Source organism: Synechococcus sp. RC10A2 (assembly GCF_047502605.1).
Genome location: NZ_JANSHP010000053.1, coordinates 59,090 through 73,952, shown reverse-complemented (window position 1 = coordinate 73,952; position 14,863 = coordinate 59,090). Strand labels below are relative to the sequence as shown.

At 61.1% G+C, this 14,863-nt stretch carries 15 protein-coding genes; 6 read left to right on the top strand and 9 right to left on the bottom strand.

What is annotated here, in order from left to right; translation table 11 throughout:
- Positions 1-254 precede the first annotated feature (254 nt).
- The 4 genes from NW848_RS07040 to NW848_RS07025 all read left to right on the top strand — a co-directional run bounded on the left by NW848_RS07040 (position 255) and on the right by NW848_RS07025 (position 3,705).
- Complete coding sequence (locus NW848_RS07040) at positions 255-1,172, top strand: DUF1517 domain-containing protein (protein WP_041438024.1); 918 nt, start codon at positions 255-257, stop codon at positions 1,170-1,172.
- A gap of 61 nt (positions 1,173-1,233) precedes the next feature.
- Positions 1,234-2,028: a hypothetical protein gene (locus tag NW848_RS07035; protein ID WP_011429037.1), complete on the top strand. Its 795-nt coding sequence runs from the start codon at positions 1,234-1,236 to the stop codon at positions 2,026-2,028.
- Between the two features lie 72 nt (positions 2,029-2,100).
- Complete coding sequence (locus NW848_RS07030) at positions 2,101-2,847, top strand: peptidylprolyl isomerase (RefSeq protein ID WP_011429036.1); 747 nt, start codon at positions 2,101-2,103, stop codon at positions 2,845-2,847.
- Positions 2,848-2,994: 147 nt separating this feature from the next.
- A complete protein-coding gene (locus NW848_RS07025; protein ID WP_414510854.1) occupies positions 2,995-3,705 on the top strand; it encodes a HEAT repeat domain-containing protein in 711 nt (236 codons plus the stop codon).
- Between the two features lie 61 nt (positions 3,706-3,766).
- Here NW848_RS07025 and bchM read toward each other — a convergent pair whose 3' ends face one another.
- The gene (bchM, locus tag NW848_RS07020; protein ID WP_011429034.1) at positions 3,767-4,432 is read right to left on the bottom strand and encodes a magnesium protoporphyrin IX methyltransferase; all 666 of its coding nucleotides are present in this window, start codon (positions 4,430-4,432) and stop codon (positions 3,767-3,769) included.
- Positions 4,433-4,572: 140 nt separating this feature from the next.
- On the opposite strand from bchM, the gene NW848_RS07015 reads away from it, so the two are divergent.
- Positions 4,573-5,070, top strand: a complete 498-nt coding sequence (locus NW848_RS07015; protein ID WP_041438022.1) for a hypothetical protein — start codon at positions 4,573-4,575, stop codon at positions 5,068-5,070.
- 19 nt (positions 5,071-5,089) lie between these two features.
- On the opposite strand, the gene NW848_RS07010 is transcribed toward NW848_RS07015, so the two are convergent.
- Both NW848_RS07010 and ftsZ read right to left on the bottom strand, forming a co-directional pair.
- Complete coding sequence (locus NW848_RS07010; protein ID WP_011429032.1) at positions 5,090-6,061, bottom strand: D-alanine--D-alanine ligase; 972 nt, start codon at positions 6,059-6,061, stop codon at positions 5,090-5,092.
- Between the two features lie 69 nt (positions 6,062-6,130).
- On the bottom strand, positions 6,131-7,252 hold the full coding sequence (ftsZ, locus tag NW848_RS07005) for a cell division protein FtsZ (RefSeq protein WP_011429031.1): 1,122 nt from the start codon (positions 7,250-7,252) through the stop codon (positions 6,131-6,133).
- A 604-nt stretch (positions 7,253-7,856) separates the two neighbouring features.
- Between ftsZ and NW848_RS07000 the strand changes: the two genes are divergently transcribed.
- Positions 7,857-8,018, top strand: coding sequence for a hypothetical protein (locus NW848_RS07000; protein WP_168173323.1), 162 nt, complete (start codon positions 7,857-7,859; stop codon positions 8,016-8,018).
- On the opposite strand, the gene NW848_RS06995 is transcribed toward NW848_RS07000, so the two are convergent.
- The 6 genes from NW848_RS06995 to NW848_RS06970 form a co-directional block, all read right to left on the bottom strand.
- The gene (locus NW848_RS06995) at positions 7,991-8,215 is read right to left on the bottom strand and encodes an ureidoglycolate lyase (RefSeq protein ID WP_206336818.1); all 225 of its coding nucleotides are present in this window, start codon (positions 8,213-8,215) and stop codon (positions 7,991-7,993) included. The two genes, NW848_RS07000 and NW848_RS06995, sit on opposite strands and share 28 nt — an antisense overlap.
- A gap of 206 nt (positions 8,216-8,421) precedes the next feature.
- The gene (gene wecB, locus NW848_RS06990) at positions 8,422-9,549 is read right to left on the bottom strand and encodes a non-hydrolyzing UDP-N-acetylglucosamine 2-epimerase (RefSeq protein WP_011429028.1); all 1,128 of its coding nucleotides are present in this window, start codon (positions 9,547-9,549) and stop codon (positions 8,422-8,424) included.
- 883 nt (positions 9,550-10,432) lie between these two features.
- Positions 10,433-11,053, bottom strand: a complete 621-nt coding sequence (locus NW848_RS06985; protein WP_011429026.1) for a hypothetical protein — start codon at positions 11,051-11,053, stop codon at positions 10,433-10,435.
- Between the two features lie 91 nt (positions 11,054-11,144).
- Complete coding sequence (argH, locus tag NW848_RS06980; RefSeq protein WP_011429025.1) at positions 11,145-12,614, bottom strand: argininosuccinate lyase; 1,470 nt, start codon at positions 12,612-12,614, stop codon at positions 11,145-11,147.
- Between the two features lie 131 nt (positions 12,615-12,745).
- On the bottom strand, positions 12,746-12,964 hold the full coding sequence (locus tag NW848_RS06975) for a hypothetical protein (RefSeq protein ID WP_099812611.1): 219 nt from the start codon (positions 12,962-12,964) through the stop codon (positions 12,746-12,748).
- Between the two features lie 93 nt (positions 12,965-13,057).
- On the bottom strand, positions 13,058-14,797 hold the full coding sequence (locus NW848_RS06970) for a PP2C family protein-serine/threonine phosphatase (protein WP_228375389.1): 1,740 nt from the start codon (positions 14,795-14,797) through the stop codon (positions 13,058-13,060).
- Positions 14,798-14,863: the final 66 nt, after the last annotated feature.

Below are 14,863 nucleotides of genomic sequence, written 5' to 3'. Positions count from 1 at the left end.
ACGGGTTCTTTTGTGGACTGCGTAAGAATCCCCCGCCTTCAGGCGGTGGGAGTGTCAAGACTGCGGTCGCCTCCGTCGATAGTCTCGATGGGCCAGATTGAAGTAATCCTGAGTTGGATGCTGAGGAGTAAATCGGTGGGGATTCACAAGCAATGGCTCAAATAGCCCGCTAAAAGGTTCGGATCCCTGCCCTCTGCTGTCTAAGGAAAGAGCATACAATTGAGGAAGACTAGCCCCGTGATGGACACGTGAACATGCTGAAACGAATCAGTCGAAGCTGCCGGCCCCTGCTGGCCATTGCCCTGGCTTTGATCTTGGCCTTGGCCCCCGTCAGTGCCGTCTGGGCGCGCAGTGGTGGTCGCATTGGCGGTGGCTCTTTCCGCTCTCCGACCTTCTCTGCCCCCCGCTCTGTTGGCCCCCGCTCGGCTCCGGTGTACCCCAGCTATGGAGGGGGGTTCGGCTTTCCCCTGGTGGTGCCCTTTTTCTGGGGTGGTGGTGGCGGCCTGCTGACACTGCTGCTGCTCATCGGGGCAGGTAGCTTTCTGGTGCGCAGCCTGCGCTCGGCTGTTTCCGAAGATGGCGACGAGGGGGTTGCTGACCCGCCAGTAACCCTGGCTCAGGTGAAAGTGGGCCTGCTGGCCAGCGCCCGGCAACTGCAAAAAGACATGAACGCCCTGGCTCTGGAAGCGGATACCCAATCGCCGGAAGGGCTGAGCCAACTCCTGCAAGAGGTCACCCTCGGCTTGATGCGCTACAGCGACTACTGGGCCTATGGCCATGCCCAAGCAGAGAAGCTGCCTCTCTCCCGCGCCGAGTCTCTGTTCTACCAAGCCTCTTTGCAAGAGCGCAGCAAGTTTAGCGCCGAAACCCTCAGCAACCGCAACAACCAAATCCAACAGGTTCCCCAAGCGGTCCTTAAACGCGCTGCTGCCGGGATCCCGGATGTCGGCGAGTATCTGGTCGTTACTCTACTAGTTGCGTATCGCGGCAACTTAGGTACACTACCTGTAGTTAAATCTGCGGCGGATCTGCGGCAGTGCCTGCTGCAGTTGGCCTCCATTCCGGCGGAGCGAATTGTGGCGATCGAAGTGCTGTGGACGCCGCAGTTGGAAGGAGACACCCTGTCGGCAGAGGCGCTGTTGACCGAGTACCCGGAAATGCGGCTCCTGTGAGAGCGCTGGAGTGAGGAGACGGCTGCTGTCGGCTAGGGGTCTCGCCGCCAAGGGAGGTTCTATGTCCGGGTTTGATGCTTCGGCAGACAGGAGCCGTCGTTCTCCTTGGGCTGTATTGCGTTACAAGAGTCAAGCAGATTCCCTGCTGGATGAGCTGCTTGAGGATTTGGAGCACAGCCTTGAAGAAGGGCTGGTGGAAGAGTACCCCTATTGGGGCACGCGCCCGCCGCTGCCTTTGCGGCGCTCTTCTATGGCCTCAGGGATCCTACTGGGTTTGGCCTTGGCGGCCACTCTGGTAGCAGGGCTAGCCTTCTGGACGACCCTGCGCCGCCGGGCGGGAGTCTTTTCTCAGGCCAATTCTCCTTGGCTGAGGGATCCTGTGACTGAGGCCTCCGATTCTCCCAACTCGGATTTCCGGCTGGCCCAGGAACAGGAACCATCTCGGCCCCCAGAGGCGGGAGGTAAAACTCCTCGAGATCCCTCTGAGGAAGTTTCGTCTCAGGAGCCACCTAGGATCACCTTAGCCGAGCCAGAGGCGAAAACAACCCCCGTAAGGCCGCCAGCGGCCACCGCTCCTACCCCTGCAGCGGCAACCAGCGCTTCTCCTCCCTCCCTCAGGTCTGCGCCGGTGCGGATCCCGCCTCAACCGCCGCCGCAGATGAAGCTGGTGGGGTTGATCCACGATCCGGGCGATCCCAAGGCTCTGATTCTGATCGACAACGTGGTGCGACAGGTGCCGGTTGGCCAGGCGGTGAAAGCAGAGTGGCGGGTCACCTCCATCAGCCCCTACGGGGTGAGGGTAAGCAATGGCGCTCAAAGCGTCACCTTGCAATTGGGGTTGTCGCAACGGCTCTAGATATCTCTCTTGACATCTGGAGAGGGATCCCTGTGGAAAGTTGGATCAAATCGAAAAAGGGAGAAGGGGCAGATGCAATTTACCAAGCTGGGGCGAATGAGCCGCTGCAGAGTGGGGTTGGGCTTGGCTTTGGGGTACCTCTGTCTTGGTCTGTTCGCTTGTCGCCGTGCGCTCCCCTCCTCTGGCTCTCCATCGGGGATCCCACCGGCCTACGCCCATCGCCCGCAACTGCAGGGCAAGGCGCTGGTGGAGCTAGAGGTGCAAACTGCTGAGGGAGCGGGCAAGGTGATCTTGGAGATTCACGGGGAGGAGGCGCCCCTCACGGCTGGCCAGTTTGTGGATTTGGTGCAGCGGGGCTTTTACAACGGTCTCACCTTCCATCGAGTGGAGAAAGATCCCCAACCTTTTGTGGTGCAAGGAGGGGATCCGCGGGGAGATGGCACCGGTGGCGCTACCGAGCCGGGCAGCAACCGCCTGCGCACCATCCCTTTGGAGATTCAGGTGCGTGGGGAGCCTCACCCCCGCTACAACACCTTGATTGAGGATCCCATCGCCCTGAGCAAGCTGGCCTTGCCCCATCGCTTGGGCGCGGTGGCCATGGCCCGTTCTAGCCCGCTGGATTCGGCCTCTTCCCAGTTTTACATCGCCCTCTCTGCTCTGCCGATCCTGGATGGGCGCTATGCGGTGTTCGGCTATGTCACCAGTGGCATGGAGTGGGTGGAGCGCCTGCAGGTGGGGGATGTGATCCGCTCGGCGCGGGTGCTGGAAGGAGCGGACTTGCTGCAGGTTCCCGGATCTCCAGATTCAACTGCAAACTAGGGACCTCGGCGGCTTATGATGGGCTGCAGCCAGGATTTGCTTGCTTGGCTGCTTTTTCCGCCTTCATTCTGGCCTTTTGCCTGGGGAGAAGAGATTTTCGTGCTCCTGCCCTCCCCGCCAACGGCACCAATCTGCCCGCGCCCCTTCATGTACCAAGATGCCTTTTCTCCCCTAGACGAGCTGCCACCTCACTCGCCGCCGGAGGTAGATGTGGAGCGGATGCTGCAGCAGTTGCAGGATCCGGATCCCCGTTTGCGGATGCAGGCGGCCCGCGCCTTCTGTGAGATCGAAGAGCCCCGTGCCGTGCCGTCCCTGTTGGCTCTGCTCAGGGATCCCTGCCCATTGGTGCGGGTAGGGGCGGCCTATGCCCTAGGTCGAAATTCGGATCCCTGTGAGGTGGAGCTGCTGATCGACAGCTTGCGCCGGGATTGGAATGGCTATGTGCGCAAAGGGTTGGTGTGGGCCCTGGGCAATGCCAAGGATCCGCGGGCCTATCCGGTGTTGCTGGAAGTATTGGCCGGAGATATCACAGCCGTGCGACTGTGGGCGGCCAGCGCCCTCGGACAATTGGCCCAAGCTCAGGTGTTGCCCGGCCCGGCCTTGCAAGAGGTGGCGGCAGCCCTCTGTCGGGGCTTGGCCCACGATCCGGTGGCGGCAGTCCGCGGCAACTGCGCCTGGAGCCTAGGGATCCTAGGGCAACATCTGAAGCCGGCGACGCCCTATACAGCTCTCTATCAAATGCTCACCAAGCAGTTGCTGGCCAGCGCCAGCGGCGACCCTGACTGGGGAGTCCAGGATGATGCGCGACTTGCCCTGCAAAAGCTGGCAGATCCGGATTTGTCTGGAAAAACTGGGTAACTTCGACTGACCTGGTCGAGCCCAGGCAGCTCGGCCCCAGAGCAAGCTAGGAGCGACGGCTTCAGCGAACCAGGTCAAGCAGCCAGGCAAAGTAGAAGCGGCTTCGAATGGTTCGGCGTTGTTGCACTTTCCAGCCCCACTCGGCCAGGTGGCCCACCAACGTCGCCTCGCGGTGTTGATAGGCGCGGGTGGTTTTGCTGGGGCCAGGGAAGAACTCCCCTACTTTCTTCAGCAGCGTCAGCCAGGGGGTTTTGGGAGCAAAACTGAAGATCAGGCGAGAGCGGGCCAGGCAAGTTAGGTGGTTGAGCATGCGCAGGGCGTCGGCTTCGGGATAGTGGATCATCACATCCAGGCAGACGACGACATCGTACTCCCCCGTCAGTTCCTCCAAATCCAAAACCTGAAACTGGGGGTTGTCTGTGGATCCCAGCTCCATCTGTTGGCGGCGACGCGCTTCGTTGACCATTTGCTCGGAAATGTCGCTGGCAAACACCTGCGCCCCTCGGGCGGCCAAAGGCAAGCTAAGGCTGCCCACTCCGCAGCCGGCATCGCAAATGCGCAGACCGGAGGGATCCCCCAGCCATTGCAACACCGTCTCGACTGTGCGGGCATGGCCCAGTCGAATATCTTTCTGGACAAAATTGACTTCCTCGTTGCCGTAGATGCGCCGCCAGCGCTCGAAACCGACGGTGTTGAAGTAATTGCGGACAATGGCTTTTTCTTGCATAGAACTTCCAGCTACACGACCTCCTCAGGGGCCTTCCTTGCCGATGCGGATACATTCTACCCCGAAGCCGCTGCCGCCACTCCCAGCGCCTGTCCCATGGCTGTATTAGAATTAACTTGCCTTCACTGGAATAAAACTCAATGACGGAAGCTGAGATTGCCCAGGCGTTGCAGGCTCGCTTGGCCGTCCCTGTCAAGATCGCCGTCAAGCGTCGCCAGGCTCACCTGCACGTTCTCCTCAACCGCTCCCCGCAAACCCAGCTCGACTATCCCCATCTCACCCAACAGGTGCGAGCCGCGCTGGAGGCGTTGGGCCTATCCGGCCTGGAGCAGGTGACGGTCTATGGGCGAGCGTCAGGACATTCCGAATACGAGTGGCAGCAAACCCAGCCGCTGCGGGATCCTCTCTTGAGCGCTGAGGAGACCACGCTCGTGCTGGAAAAGCAAGGCAACCGGCTGCTGCAGGATCTAACGCTGGTTGCTCCCGATTCCGCCGGCCCCCAGCCTGAGCCCAAAGAAAAGGGTCCCGGCCAAAAAGCTGCTGGCAAAGGCGGATCCCCTATTGCCTGGCTGTGGCCGGCAGGAGCAGTGCTGATGGTCGGGATGGCGGTGGCGGTTTTGCTTCTTTTCTTTCTCTAGAAAGCAGTCTGGCTGGGGATCAGGCCGGCTGTGGCGAAGGCCGGGATCCAGACGGGGCCGAGCGAGTCAATGCCGCCCTCTGCAGGGCATCCTGCAGCATCCGCTCCACCAGCTCCGTAAACGTCCAGCCCAGAGCTGCCGCCGCCTCTGGGCAAAGCGAAGTGGGGGTCATCCCGGGCAGGGTGTTCACCTCCAGCACCCAAGGGTTCTCGTCGGCATCCACCCGCAGATCCACCCGCGCCAGACCTTCACATCCCAACACCCGATAGGCCCTTAGCCCTGCCGCCTCGCAGCGGGCCAGCCCTGCCGCGCTGAGGGAACAGGGGATCAAATGCCGTGAGCCGCCGGGGGCGTACTTGGCTTCGTAATCGTAAAAATCTCCCTGGGCAGGGATGATCTCAATGGCCGGGAGAACCTGGCCGGAGAGAATGGAGAGGGTGATCTCCTTGCCGGGAATGTAGCGCTCCAGGAAGACCCGCGAGGAGACCGAGCTGGCCAACGCCAGCCCCTGAGCCAACGACACCTCATCCCGCGCAAGGCTAATCCCCACCGTCGAGCCGCTGTTGCTGGGCTTCACCACCAGCGGGGATCCCAAACGCGCCACACACTCGGCCCAGGAGAGCGGCTGCGCTTCATCCCAGACCAGCCACTCAGGAGTGGGAATCCCTTCGGCCCGAAAGATCTGCTTGGAGACCAGCTTGTCCATGGCCAGAGCGCTGGCCAACGGCCCGGATCCCTGATAGGGCAAGCCCAGCCACTCCAGCATCCCCTGCACTACCCCATCCTCACCGCCGGGGCCATGCAGGGCAATCCAGACGAAGTCGCAGCCTGCCTGCCGTTCCTGCCAAAGGCGCAGCGGCAGATCCTCCTCGGGGTCGATCAACTTCGCCCGATGCCCCAGATCCTCCAGCGCCCGCTTACAGGCTTTGCCCGTTACCAAAGAAACCTGACGTTCTGCCGAACGACCCCCTGCCAAGATAACAATGTTCATGGCTTAACCCCAAAGCACTCCCCACTCCCAGCAACCGGCACCAGGATAGCCGCATTCCCTCACTCTAACCTACGAAGGAGGACGGCGGCGGCGCAAAAACTCGGGAATGTCCAAGCCCCCGGATGCAGGGGGCTCAGGCTCAGGGGGCTGTCGAGGCGGTGGCTCAGAGCCAGAGGCAGTGGTCCTACGCGTCCCCACCCCCCCCTTGTTGGCGACCGAGGCTTTGGATCCAGAAGCGGCAGCCGACCGCGATCCGTCAAAACCGGTGGCGATGACGGTGATGCGCACCTCCCCTTGCATGCGCTCGTCCTGGACGGTGCCGAAGATGATGTTGGCTTCTGGATCCACTGCCTCAGCGATAATCTCAGCGGCTACCGTGACCTCGTGCAACGACAGATCCAGCCCGCCGGTGATGTTGAAGAGCACGCCCTTGGCCCCTTCGATGGAAGTTTCCAAAAGGGGAGAGGAGACGGCGGTAATGGCAGCTTCGCGGGCGCGGGACTTGCCGGATCCCATGCCAATGCCCATCAAGGCAGTGCCGGCATCGGCCATCACGCTGCGCACGTCGGCAAAATCCACGTTGATCATGCCGGGGATGAGGATGATATCCGAAATGCCCTGCACCCCCTGACGCAAGACATCGTCCGCGACGCGAAAAGCCTCGTGCACAGGAGTTTGCTCAGAGATCACCGAGAGCAGCTTGTCGTTGGGGATCACGATCAGGGTATCGACCGCCTCCTGCAGCGCTTGGATCCCTTCTTCGGCCTGCTTGGTGCGCCGCTTGCCCTCAAAGGAAAAAGGCCGCGTCACCACCCCCACCGTCAGGGCACCGCTGGCCTTGGCAATCTGGGCGACGATAGGGGCTCCACCGGTGCCCGTGCCCCCTCCCATGCCGGCGGCAATAAAGACCAAATCTGCCCCTTTGAGAGCCGCTGCAATTTCTTCGCTGGACTCTTCGGCGGCTTTCTGACCAATGGCCGGGTTGCCGCCTGCCCCCAGCCCGCGGGTTAACTTTTGCCCGATTTGCAGGCGGTTCACCGTTGATGTCGAGCACTGCGCAAGGGCCTGAGCATCCGTGTTGATACTCCAAAACTCAACACCCTTGAGGTTGCTGGCCGCCATCCGACTGACCGCGTTGCCACCTCCACCCCCCACGCCCACCACCTTAATTTTCGCGGCATTGCTCAGCATGTTCTCCTCTGGATGAGCCGCTGCCTTGGTCTGGGCTCCGTTTCTTTCATACTCGACCTGAGAGTCCTCCCCCGTGTAGCGCTCACTCCAATGGGAAGGCGTTGACTGAGTTTGCTCCAAGCCTTGCCCAGGACTGGGAGGATGGAAGTCTGACCAATGGTTAGATGGCATGTCAGCCCTCAAGATAGCTTAATTCTGGCAAATATCGAACATGCTAGCTGATTTAATATAAGGCAACTCTCTTCAGATGCCAACGGTGAAGACGTTTGCGGATCTTCTAGCTAGGCGAATGCAGCCCCCAAAAAGAGCCTCATCCGGATAATCTGGGCGCTTTCATGTTTCGTACTTTGCCTATGAATCTTCTCTCGCAGTTAAGCTTCCTCTTTTGTACAAGCGAGGTTCCTATCGAAGGGTACGTATTCCCGAACACCTAGTAGATAGAGCCCAAATTAGGACGAACTGTTGCCCCCAGCGCGCTTCGGTCGGAGCTGAGCTTGCGCTTGCCTAAAAGCTAACTTTGCGTTTTCTTTTCGGAGTATTCGAGAATACTCACCCCTCCCAATTCGAGCCTGGCAGACCAACCGCCAATTTTTGCCGATTTTTAATGCTGAGGTTTGGGTATTCTGCAAACTACCCCACGGCTAAAGCCGAAGGCTTCTGCGCCGAAAGAGCCGGTGGGGGGGTGCCGTCGGGGATCCGCGCCATGGGCTTAGAGCGGCTGCAAATGGATCTCGGCGTTCAGCCGCTGGCACAGGGATCCCCCTGATCCTGCGCCGTCGTCCTGCTGGCCAGGGCCTCTACCACTTCGTCGGAGTTGGCAGTCAGCACCACAACGGGGCGCTCGCAGGCGAGGGGGAAAGCGTGCCAGGTGCCGCGGTGCAGCAGCAGCCCGTGCCCAGGGGGGAAGCGCAGGGCTTGCACTTTGTCTAGGTCGGGGAGGGTTTTGGGGGGAGCCATGACCATGATGAATGGCTCCTGTCCCAAGGCTATAAACACATACGCAGGTGGCGCTCCGGCAGAGCACGGCCGGGTAGCCGGGCAGGATCTTGGCGGTGCGGATGACGGCTTTGCCGGTGTACCAGCAGTCGATCCTAGTTTTTTTCGGGGCAGCCGAAGAAAGGGAGGAGCAGGCAACGGTTTTCTCACCCCAGTCTGAGTCTCTGCGGGCCTTATTCTGGTGAGCTGGGCGAGTTAAACTGCCTCTCGATGATGTGGCAAATTTGCCTGGCAGCGGTGCCGTCGCCGAAGGGGTTTTGAGCCTGGGCCATGCGGGCGTAGGCCTGGGGATCCGTGAGCAATTCTCGGGCCGCCTCCAGGATCTTTTCGGGATGGGCGCCCACCAGGCGGGCGGTGCCGGCAGCAATCGCCTCAGGGCGCTCGGTGGTCTGCCGCAGCACCAGCACCGGTTTGCCCAAAGCTGGCGCCTCTTCTTGAATGCCGCCGGAATCGCTGAGGATGAGAGTGCAGCGCTGCATGGCGCTGACCCAGCAGGGATAGTCCAAGGGCTCGGTAAGAAAAACTCGCTCCCGGGATCCCAACAGGGCCTGCAGGGGCTCTCGCACCGCGGGGTTGGGGTGGAGAGGCAAGAGGAGGGCCGTGTCGGGGAACTCCGCCAAAATCTGCAGCAGAGCCTGGCCGATGGCTATTAAGGGATCCCCCCAGTTTTCCCGCCGGTGCACAGTAACCAACAAAACCCGATAGCGCCCCCAGTCCAAGCCAGGGATGGGGCAGGGGATCCCAAGCGCAGCTACCTGTAGCAGGGCATCGATGACGGTGTTGCCCGTGCAATAGATAGAGCCGATCACGCGGCTTTGCTTCAGGTTATCCACCGCTTGCGGCGTGGGAGCAAAGTGCAGGCTGGCCAACTGAGAAATGAGACGGCGATTGGCCTCTTCGGGAAAAGGGTGGTAGAGATCGTCGGTGCGCAGGCCGGCTTCCACATGGCCTACTGGAATGCGTTGGTAAAAAGCAGCCAGGGCAGCGGCAAAGGCGGTGGTGGTATCGCCCTGCACCAAAACCAGTTGGGGCCGCTGCGCCTGCAAGTAGGGTTCTAGACCCCGCAGGGTGGCTTCGGTGATGTCGGTCAGGCTTTGGCGGGGACGCATGATCTCCAGATCCCGATCCGCCCGTAGGCCGAAGAGCCGCATCACCTGATCCACCATCTCCCGGTGTTGCCCTGTCAGGATCACCTCGGTGCGCAGGTGGGGACTGGCCCGCAGGGCCTGGATTACCGGAGCCAGCTTAATGGCTTCGGGCCGCGTGCCCAAGATCACAGAAACCAGAGGAAGGGAGGTCATAGGCTCAAGGGCATCGGCGCCTGGGGGAAGCGAGCAACTCTGGCCCCGCTCCAGACAGATCGGCCGTCAAATCGGGTTTTGGAAAGGCCCTGACTGGGATCGGAGGCTCCCGCCTGCCTGGTTCTCAAGTTACGGCAGCACAGCCTCTGTAGATGGGGATGTTTCCGGGGCCAACTATAGGCAAAGAGAAACCAGCAGAGGGCGCTCCCCCCGATCTTAACCCCCGATTGCTCTACCTTTTGCTTCGCCGAAGCCAGCCCTGGGCAGGGATCCGGCAAAAAACATCAAAACCAAACAGCGCTGCTCGCTCCCTGCCCACCTCGCCCAAGTGGGCCCAGAGGCTGCCGGGCCGGGGACAGTTACCAGGGCCTCTAGATCCAGCCAAAAGCCTGGAGAGACAGGAATCCGTATCCGCCCTCTTCTACTGCCCTCCAATAGCTTGCCGAGGGCTATGGCTCGCCGAAACAAATTGCGCAGGGGCGGAGAGACTCTTAGCGGCGTTTGATCCGTGGGTATCTTGCATGTCGTTCGATGGTTGCCTCAGAGGGGCTGAGAGCCCAAAGCTGACCCCGAGCCTATATCCAGCCCATCTCATCACAAACGAGGGTAAACACCGTTGCACAACTGGCCACTAGCAGCGATATAAAGGGCGGCTGGCCATGAGCCATGCAAACAGCCGCTGCCAGCGAAGCGCCCACAGCAGCAGAAAAAGTGCGACCTGCCCAGTTGCCTTTGGAGGGTTTGTCAGAGGGATTAAATTTGTTAAACATTTTGACGCAAGCAATGGGGTACAAAAGGGATGATTCACAAGGATTTCGCCTCAGGCTATCACTCTCAGATGAAATTTCGGCGGGATTCAGGACTATTCTCAATACTTCTTCGCTTAGGCTTCAATCTTTCGTAAAATTGCGCTAAGGTATTCGTAGTCGTCCCGCAACAGCGAGCTCAACTGCCGCCCTGCTTGCACCAACCAGTGGCGATCCCGGTTCAAGATCCGGTAAGTCTGACGGATGACAGCGGCCACCAACTCGTCGCTGGGGATCCCGTTGACACGCAGCAGGGTGCGCAAAAACTCAAAAGAGCGGCAAAACTCCCTTACCTCGCTTTCAGAGCAGGGGTAAACTGGCTGGTGGATCTGGGGCGGGCGCGGCGGCAGATACTGATAAACCCGCCCCCCGCCAACGAAGCCGACAATGGCAGCGCGGAAATCGCTGCGCAACATGGCGAAAATCTGGGGTTGCTGCTCCCGCAGTTCCCGGGGGGAGAGGCCCAAGGCCCTGGGACGGTGAACGGTGTCGATGGGAGTGATGGCGGCATAGCAGACCACTCCATAGATCCAGTTGCCGGTCTCCTCGTCTTGCGAGCGGATCCAACTGCCGAGGGCGGGCAGGGGCGGGAAGCTCAGGCGTTCTGGCTCTAGGCACTGGGCCACAAGGGTGGTGGTGTTGGCCTCCACCACTTCTCCCAGGGCAGAGGGGGGTGGGGAGATGGCTTGGGATCGCATCCTTCCTCCGCTTTCTCAAGGCCAATGGCTGGGAGGTCGCTCTGGGGTCGCGGACAGAGGGGGCAAGCGGGAATGGAGGCAGGGCCGCTGCTCAGCTCTCCAAGGGCAGCCCAGAGCCAGGTGAGGAGGGGGGCAGCGGGGGTTCTTCTGCCGGCTCTGTCTGTTGGTAGCGGGCCTGGGCCCGTTGCAAGGCTTCCCGCACCACCGCAAAGCCAGTGCCTCCAGCGCTGAGCCGCGCGGCCACCACCTGGCGGGGATCGATGGCCGCAAAGATATCCTCCTCAAAGGCTCGATGAAAGCTTTTCCACCGCTCCAGGGGCAGATCTTTGAGCAGAATTCCCTCTGCCACACAGGTACGCACGATCTGACCCACCAGATCGTGGGCGGCGCGAAAGGGGATCCCTTTTCGCACCAGATAGTCGGCCACGTCGGTGGCGTTGGAGAAGTCTTCCTGCACCGCGGCCTCCATGCGTTGGGTTTGGAATTGGATCCCTTCCCGCAGCAGGATGGTCATCGCCTCCAAGCAAGCCTTCACAGTATCGACGGTATCGAAGAGCCCCTCTTTGTCCTCTTGCAAATCTTTGTTGTAGGCCAGGGGCAGCCCCTTCAAGGTGACCAGCAGAGCTTGGAGATGGCCGAACACCCGCCCTGTCTTGCCCCGCACCAATTCCAGCACATCGGGATTCTTCTTCTGGGGCATGAGGCTGGAGCCCGTGGCACAGGCATCGGTGAGGGCGACAAAGCCAAACTCCTGGGTGGCCCAGAGGATGAGCTCTTCCGAGAGACGGCTGAGATGCACCAAGATCAGGCTGGCGGCAGCGTGGAACTCCACCAGGTAGTCCCGGTCGCTGACGGCGTCTAGGCTGTTGGCACTGATGCGCTCAAAGCCCAGCAGATGAGCAACCAGTTGCCGGTCGATGGGCAAGGAAGTGCCGGCCAAGGCCCCGGAGCCCAGGGGACAGACGTTGACCTCTTCCCGCACCCGTCCCAACCGTTGCCAGTCCCGCCAGAGCATTTCTTCATAGGCCAAAAGGTGGTGGGCCAAGCTGATGGGCTGGGCCCGCTGCAGGTGGGTGTAGCCGGGCAGGATTGTCTCCACATGCTGGCTGGCCAAGTCCAACAAAACCCCCCGCAGCTCCCAGAGAGCCTGCCGGATGGTGTCGATTTCATCCCGCAGGTAGAGGCGCAGGTCGGTGGCCACTTGGTCGTTGCGGGAGCGCCCCGTGTGCAGTTTTTTGCCCACTTCCCCCACCAAGGCCACCAGACGGCGCTCGACGGCGTAGTGGACATCTTCCGCCTCAGGGTCAGGCTGGAAGATGCCCTCGGCAACTTCCTTCTCGATCTGCTCCAGCCCCTGCCGAATTTGCTCTGCCTCTTCGCGGCTCAAGATGCCGCAGGCCCCCAGCATCTGCACATGGGCCAGGGATCCGGCCACATCGTAGGGCAAAAGGCGAATGTCGAAGCCAATGCTGGCGTTGAAGCGGGCAATCCTAGGGTGGAGGGATCCCGCAAAGCGTCCGCTCCAGGGGCGCGGGGTGGAAGGTGCCGTCGGCTTAGCCATGGGCTTGGAACGGGGAGAGAGATGACCACCACAGAAAGACTTGGCTGCAGTTGAGGCGGAAAAGAGCAAGCAAGGCAACGACAGCCAAAACGCCGCCACCTTGGGGCCAGGGAATCCGGGCGCCACCGCCTTTAGTGAGAGCTGGTGATGCTCTTGAGCATGTAGCCTGCCACGATCCCTATCAAAAGGGCCCAAATTTGGCCCGATTCCACGAAGTTGTTCCAGCCCTTGCGGATATCGCCCAGCACGTCCTGCCGGAACACCTGGGCGACGATCGCTTCCGTCTGCAAGGCCGGCGAGGCCGGCAAGTAAACTAAGGAGGGCTCAGAGCCAGAAGCAGTGGAGTGCATGCATGTACCTCAGGCAAAGGTCAACTGGGAAAGCGGGCCGCCACCTAAGTGGCCTCCCTAGCTAGAGGGTACCCTTAGTTTGAACCTTCGTAGCTAGGTTGGCTCAGAATCGGGCAGTACTTTCAACACCACCAGCGTCGTATCGTCCACCGGCTCAGGCCGCAGGGAAATCTCATCCTGAAACAAGAGCCCTGCATCCACTGGCGGCCCTGGGACAACAGGGTGGGATCCCTGGCGGCCCCGGAAGGCGTCCATCTGCTCAAAAAGGTTCTCCAGGATCTCCTCGGGCGACTCGTAGCGACTGGCAGCCCGCTGGATGGCCTCCATCAGACCTGAAGTCTCCAGCCGCTCCCCGCGGGTATTGGCGGCCTCGACATAGCCATCGGTATAATAAACTACAACATCTCCCGGCTGCAGGTGCACGCAGCTTTCCGAGTATTGGCTGTGTTCCTCCAAGCCGATCAGCGCTCCCTCTGTGTCGAGGGGCTGGATGTCGCGGCTGCGGGCCCGCCACCAGAGGGTGGGGTTGTGGGCGGCGTTGCTGAAACAGAGGCGACGGGAGCGGGGATCGTACTCTGAGTAGAACAGGCTGATAAAGCGATTGGAGTTCTCCAGATCGCTGTACATGGCCCGGTTGAGATGTTGGAGAACGCGGGCCGGCGAGTGGCGGTTGAGGGCTTCTGCCCGTACCATGGCGCGGGTCATGCTCATCAACATGCCGGCAGGGACACCTTTGCCCATCACGTCCCCAATTACGATGGCCAGGCGAAAGTCTTCGGATGGCTCAGGGGAAGGGGCCAGGGATCCAACCGGCTCATCGGCGGCGGCCCTAGAGTTTTCCGGTCGCTCGCTGGGGATCTTAATGAAATCGTAGTAATCGCCCCCCACCTTGCTGGCCACACGGCAGCGGGCTGCCAGCCGAATGCCTGGAACCTGGGGGTACTGGCGGGGCAACAGTTGGGTCTGGATGTAGGAGCCGATCTCCATTTCTTTTTCCAGGGCCATTTTGCGGCGCAAGGCCGCCGTCAAGCGCTCGTTCTCGATGGCCACGCCCGCTTGGTCAGCCACCAACCGCAGCAGTTGTTGGCGACGTTCATTCCACTGGTAGCCGGGCTGACGGCTGAAGACGTACAGGCGCCCCTGGACGGAGCTGCGAATCAACAGCGGCGTCCCGAACAGGCGGACATCTGGCCCCAGACTCTGGCGCAGGCGCTCGTCCAAGAGATGTTCCAGGGCTGGGATCTTCACAGACAGGGATCCCTCGGTTTTTAAAATGGGCTCCTGCGCAGACAGAGCTTGGGCGATCTGCTCCATCTCGGCGCGAATCTGCTCGCGGCGGTCGAGGTCCGAACAATGCAGTTGATCTAGCTGGATGGTGCCGTTGGGGTTGAACAACACCAGCGCGCCGCCGTCGGCAGCGGTGAGTTGGCTGGCCACAAAAGCCGTGAGCTCTAGGATCTGGTTCAGGTTGTTGAAGGAGCGCAGGGCAAAGGCCAATCCCCCCAGCAAATACAGCATCGGCTGCTGGTCTGTCCCCAGCTCTGCCACCGGCTCCGGCTTCGGCGGGGCGGGCAAGATGGCCGGTTTCACTTCCGTCAGCTTTCTCTCCTCCGAGGCCGCCTTGGGCGCACCGGCGGGATCCCCATCTGGGCCAGCTTGGGCCGAGCGCAGATCGCCCTGCTCGTCGGTGGGCGGCAGCGACGCAGCCGGAACGTTGGCGGGAAAGGAGTTTCTGTCCGCGCCTTGGGCAAGCAAAGACTCCGTCCAGGACGAACCCGACAGCCCGGCAGGGGGCTGCGCCGGAAAGGCTTTTTGCGGGCCGTACTCATCCATCGGGAACTTAGAGGCAATCCCTTGGAAACATAACGATGCAGTTTAGCAAAAATATCAAAAGCTTTG

Excerpts from the sequence above, each read along its gene's own strand:
- NW848_RS07040 (WP_041438024.1), top strand. The coding sequence starts at position 255 with ATGCTGAAACGAATCAGTCGAAGCTGCCGGCCCCTGCTGGCCATTGCC.
- NW848_RS07035 (WP_011429037.1), top strand. The coding sequence starts at position 1,234 with ATGTCCGGGTTTGATGCTTCGGCAGACAGGAGCCGTCGTTCTCCTTGG.
- NW848_RS07030 (WP_011429036.1), top strand. The coding sequence starts at position 2,101 with ATGCAATTTACCAAGCTGGGGCGAATGAGCCGCTGCAGAGTGGGGTTG.
- NW848_RS07025 (WP_414510854.1), top strand. The coding sequence starts at position 2,995 with ATGTACCAAGATGCCTTTTCTCCCCTAGACGAGCTGCCACCTCACTCG.
- bchM (WP_011429034.1), bottom strand. The coding sequence starts at position 4,432 with ATGCAAGAAAAAGCCATTGTCCGCAATTACTTCAACACCGTCGGTTTC.
- NW848_RS07015 (WP_041438022.1), top strand. The coding sequence starts at position 4,573 with ATGACGGAAGCTGAGATTGCCCAGGCGTTGCAGGCTCGCTTGGCCGTC.
- NW848_RS07010 (WP_011429032.1), bottom strand. The coding sequence starts at position 6,061 with ATGAACATTGTTATCTTGGCAGGGGGTCGTTCGGCAGAACGTCAGGTT.
- ftsZ (WP_011429031.1), bottom strand. The coding sequence starts at position 7,252 with ATGCTGAGCAATGCCGCGAAAATTAAGGTGGTGGGCGTGGGGGGTGGA.
- NW848_RS07000 (WP_168173323.1), top strand. The coding sequence starts at position 7,857 with ATGCTGAGGTTTGGGTATTCTGCAAACTACCCCACGGCTAAAGCCGAA.
- NW848_RS06995 (WP_206336818.1), bottom strand. The coding sequence starts at position 8,215 with ATGGTCATGGCTCCCCCCAAAACCCTCCCCGACCTAGACAAAGTGCAA.
- wecB (WP_011429028.1), bottom strand. The coding sequence starts at position 9,549 with ATGACCTCCCTTCCTCTGGTTTCTGTGATCTTGGGCACGCGGCCCGAA.
- NW848_RS06985 (WP_011429026.1), bottom strand. The coding sequence starts at position 11,053 with ATGCGATCCCAAGCCATCTCCCCACCCCCCTCTGCCCTGGGAGAAGTG.
- argH (WP_011429025.1), bottom strand. The coding sequence starts at position 12,614 with ATGGCTAAGCCGACGGCACCTTCCACCCCGCGCCCCTGGAGCGGACGC.
- NW848_RS06975 (WP_099812611.1), bottom strand. The coding sequence starts at position 12,964 with ATGCACTCCACTGCTTCTGGCTCTGAGCCCTCCTTAGTTTACTTGCCG.
- NW848_RS06970 (WP_228375389.1), bottom strand. The coding sequence starts at position 14,797 with ATGGATGAGTACGGCCCGCAAAAAGCCTTTCCGGCGCAGCCCCCTGCC.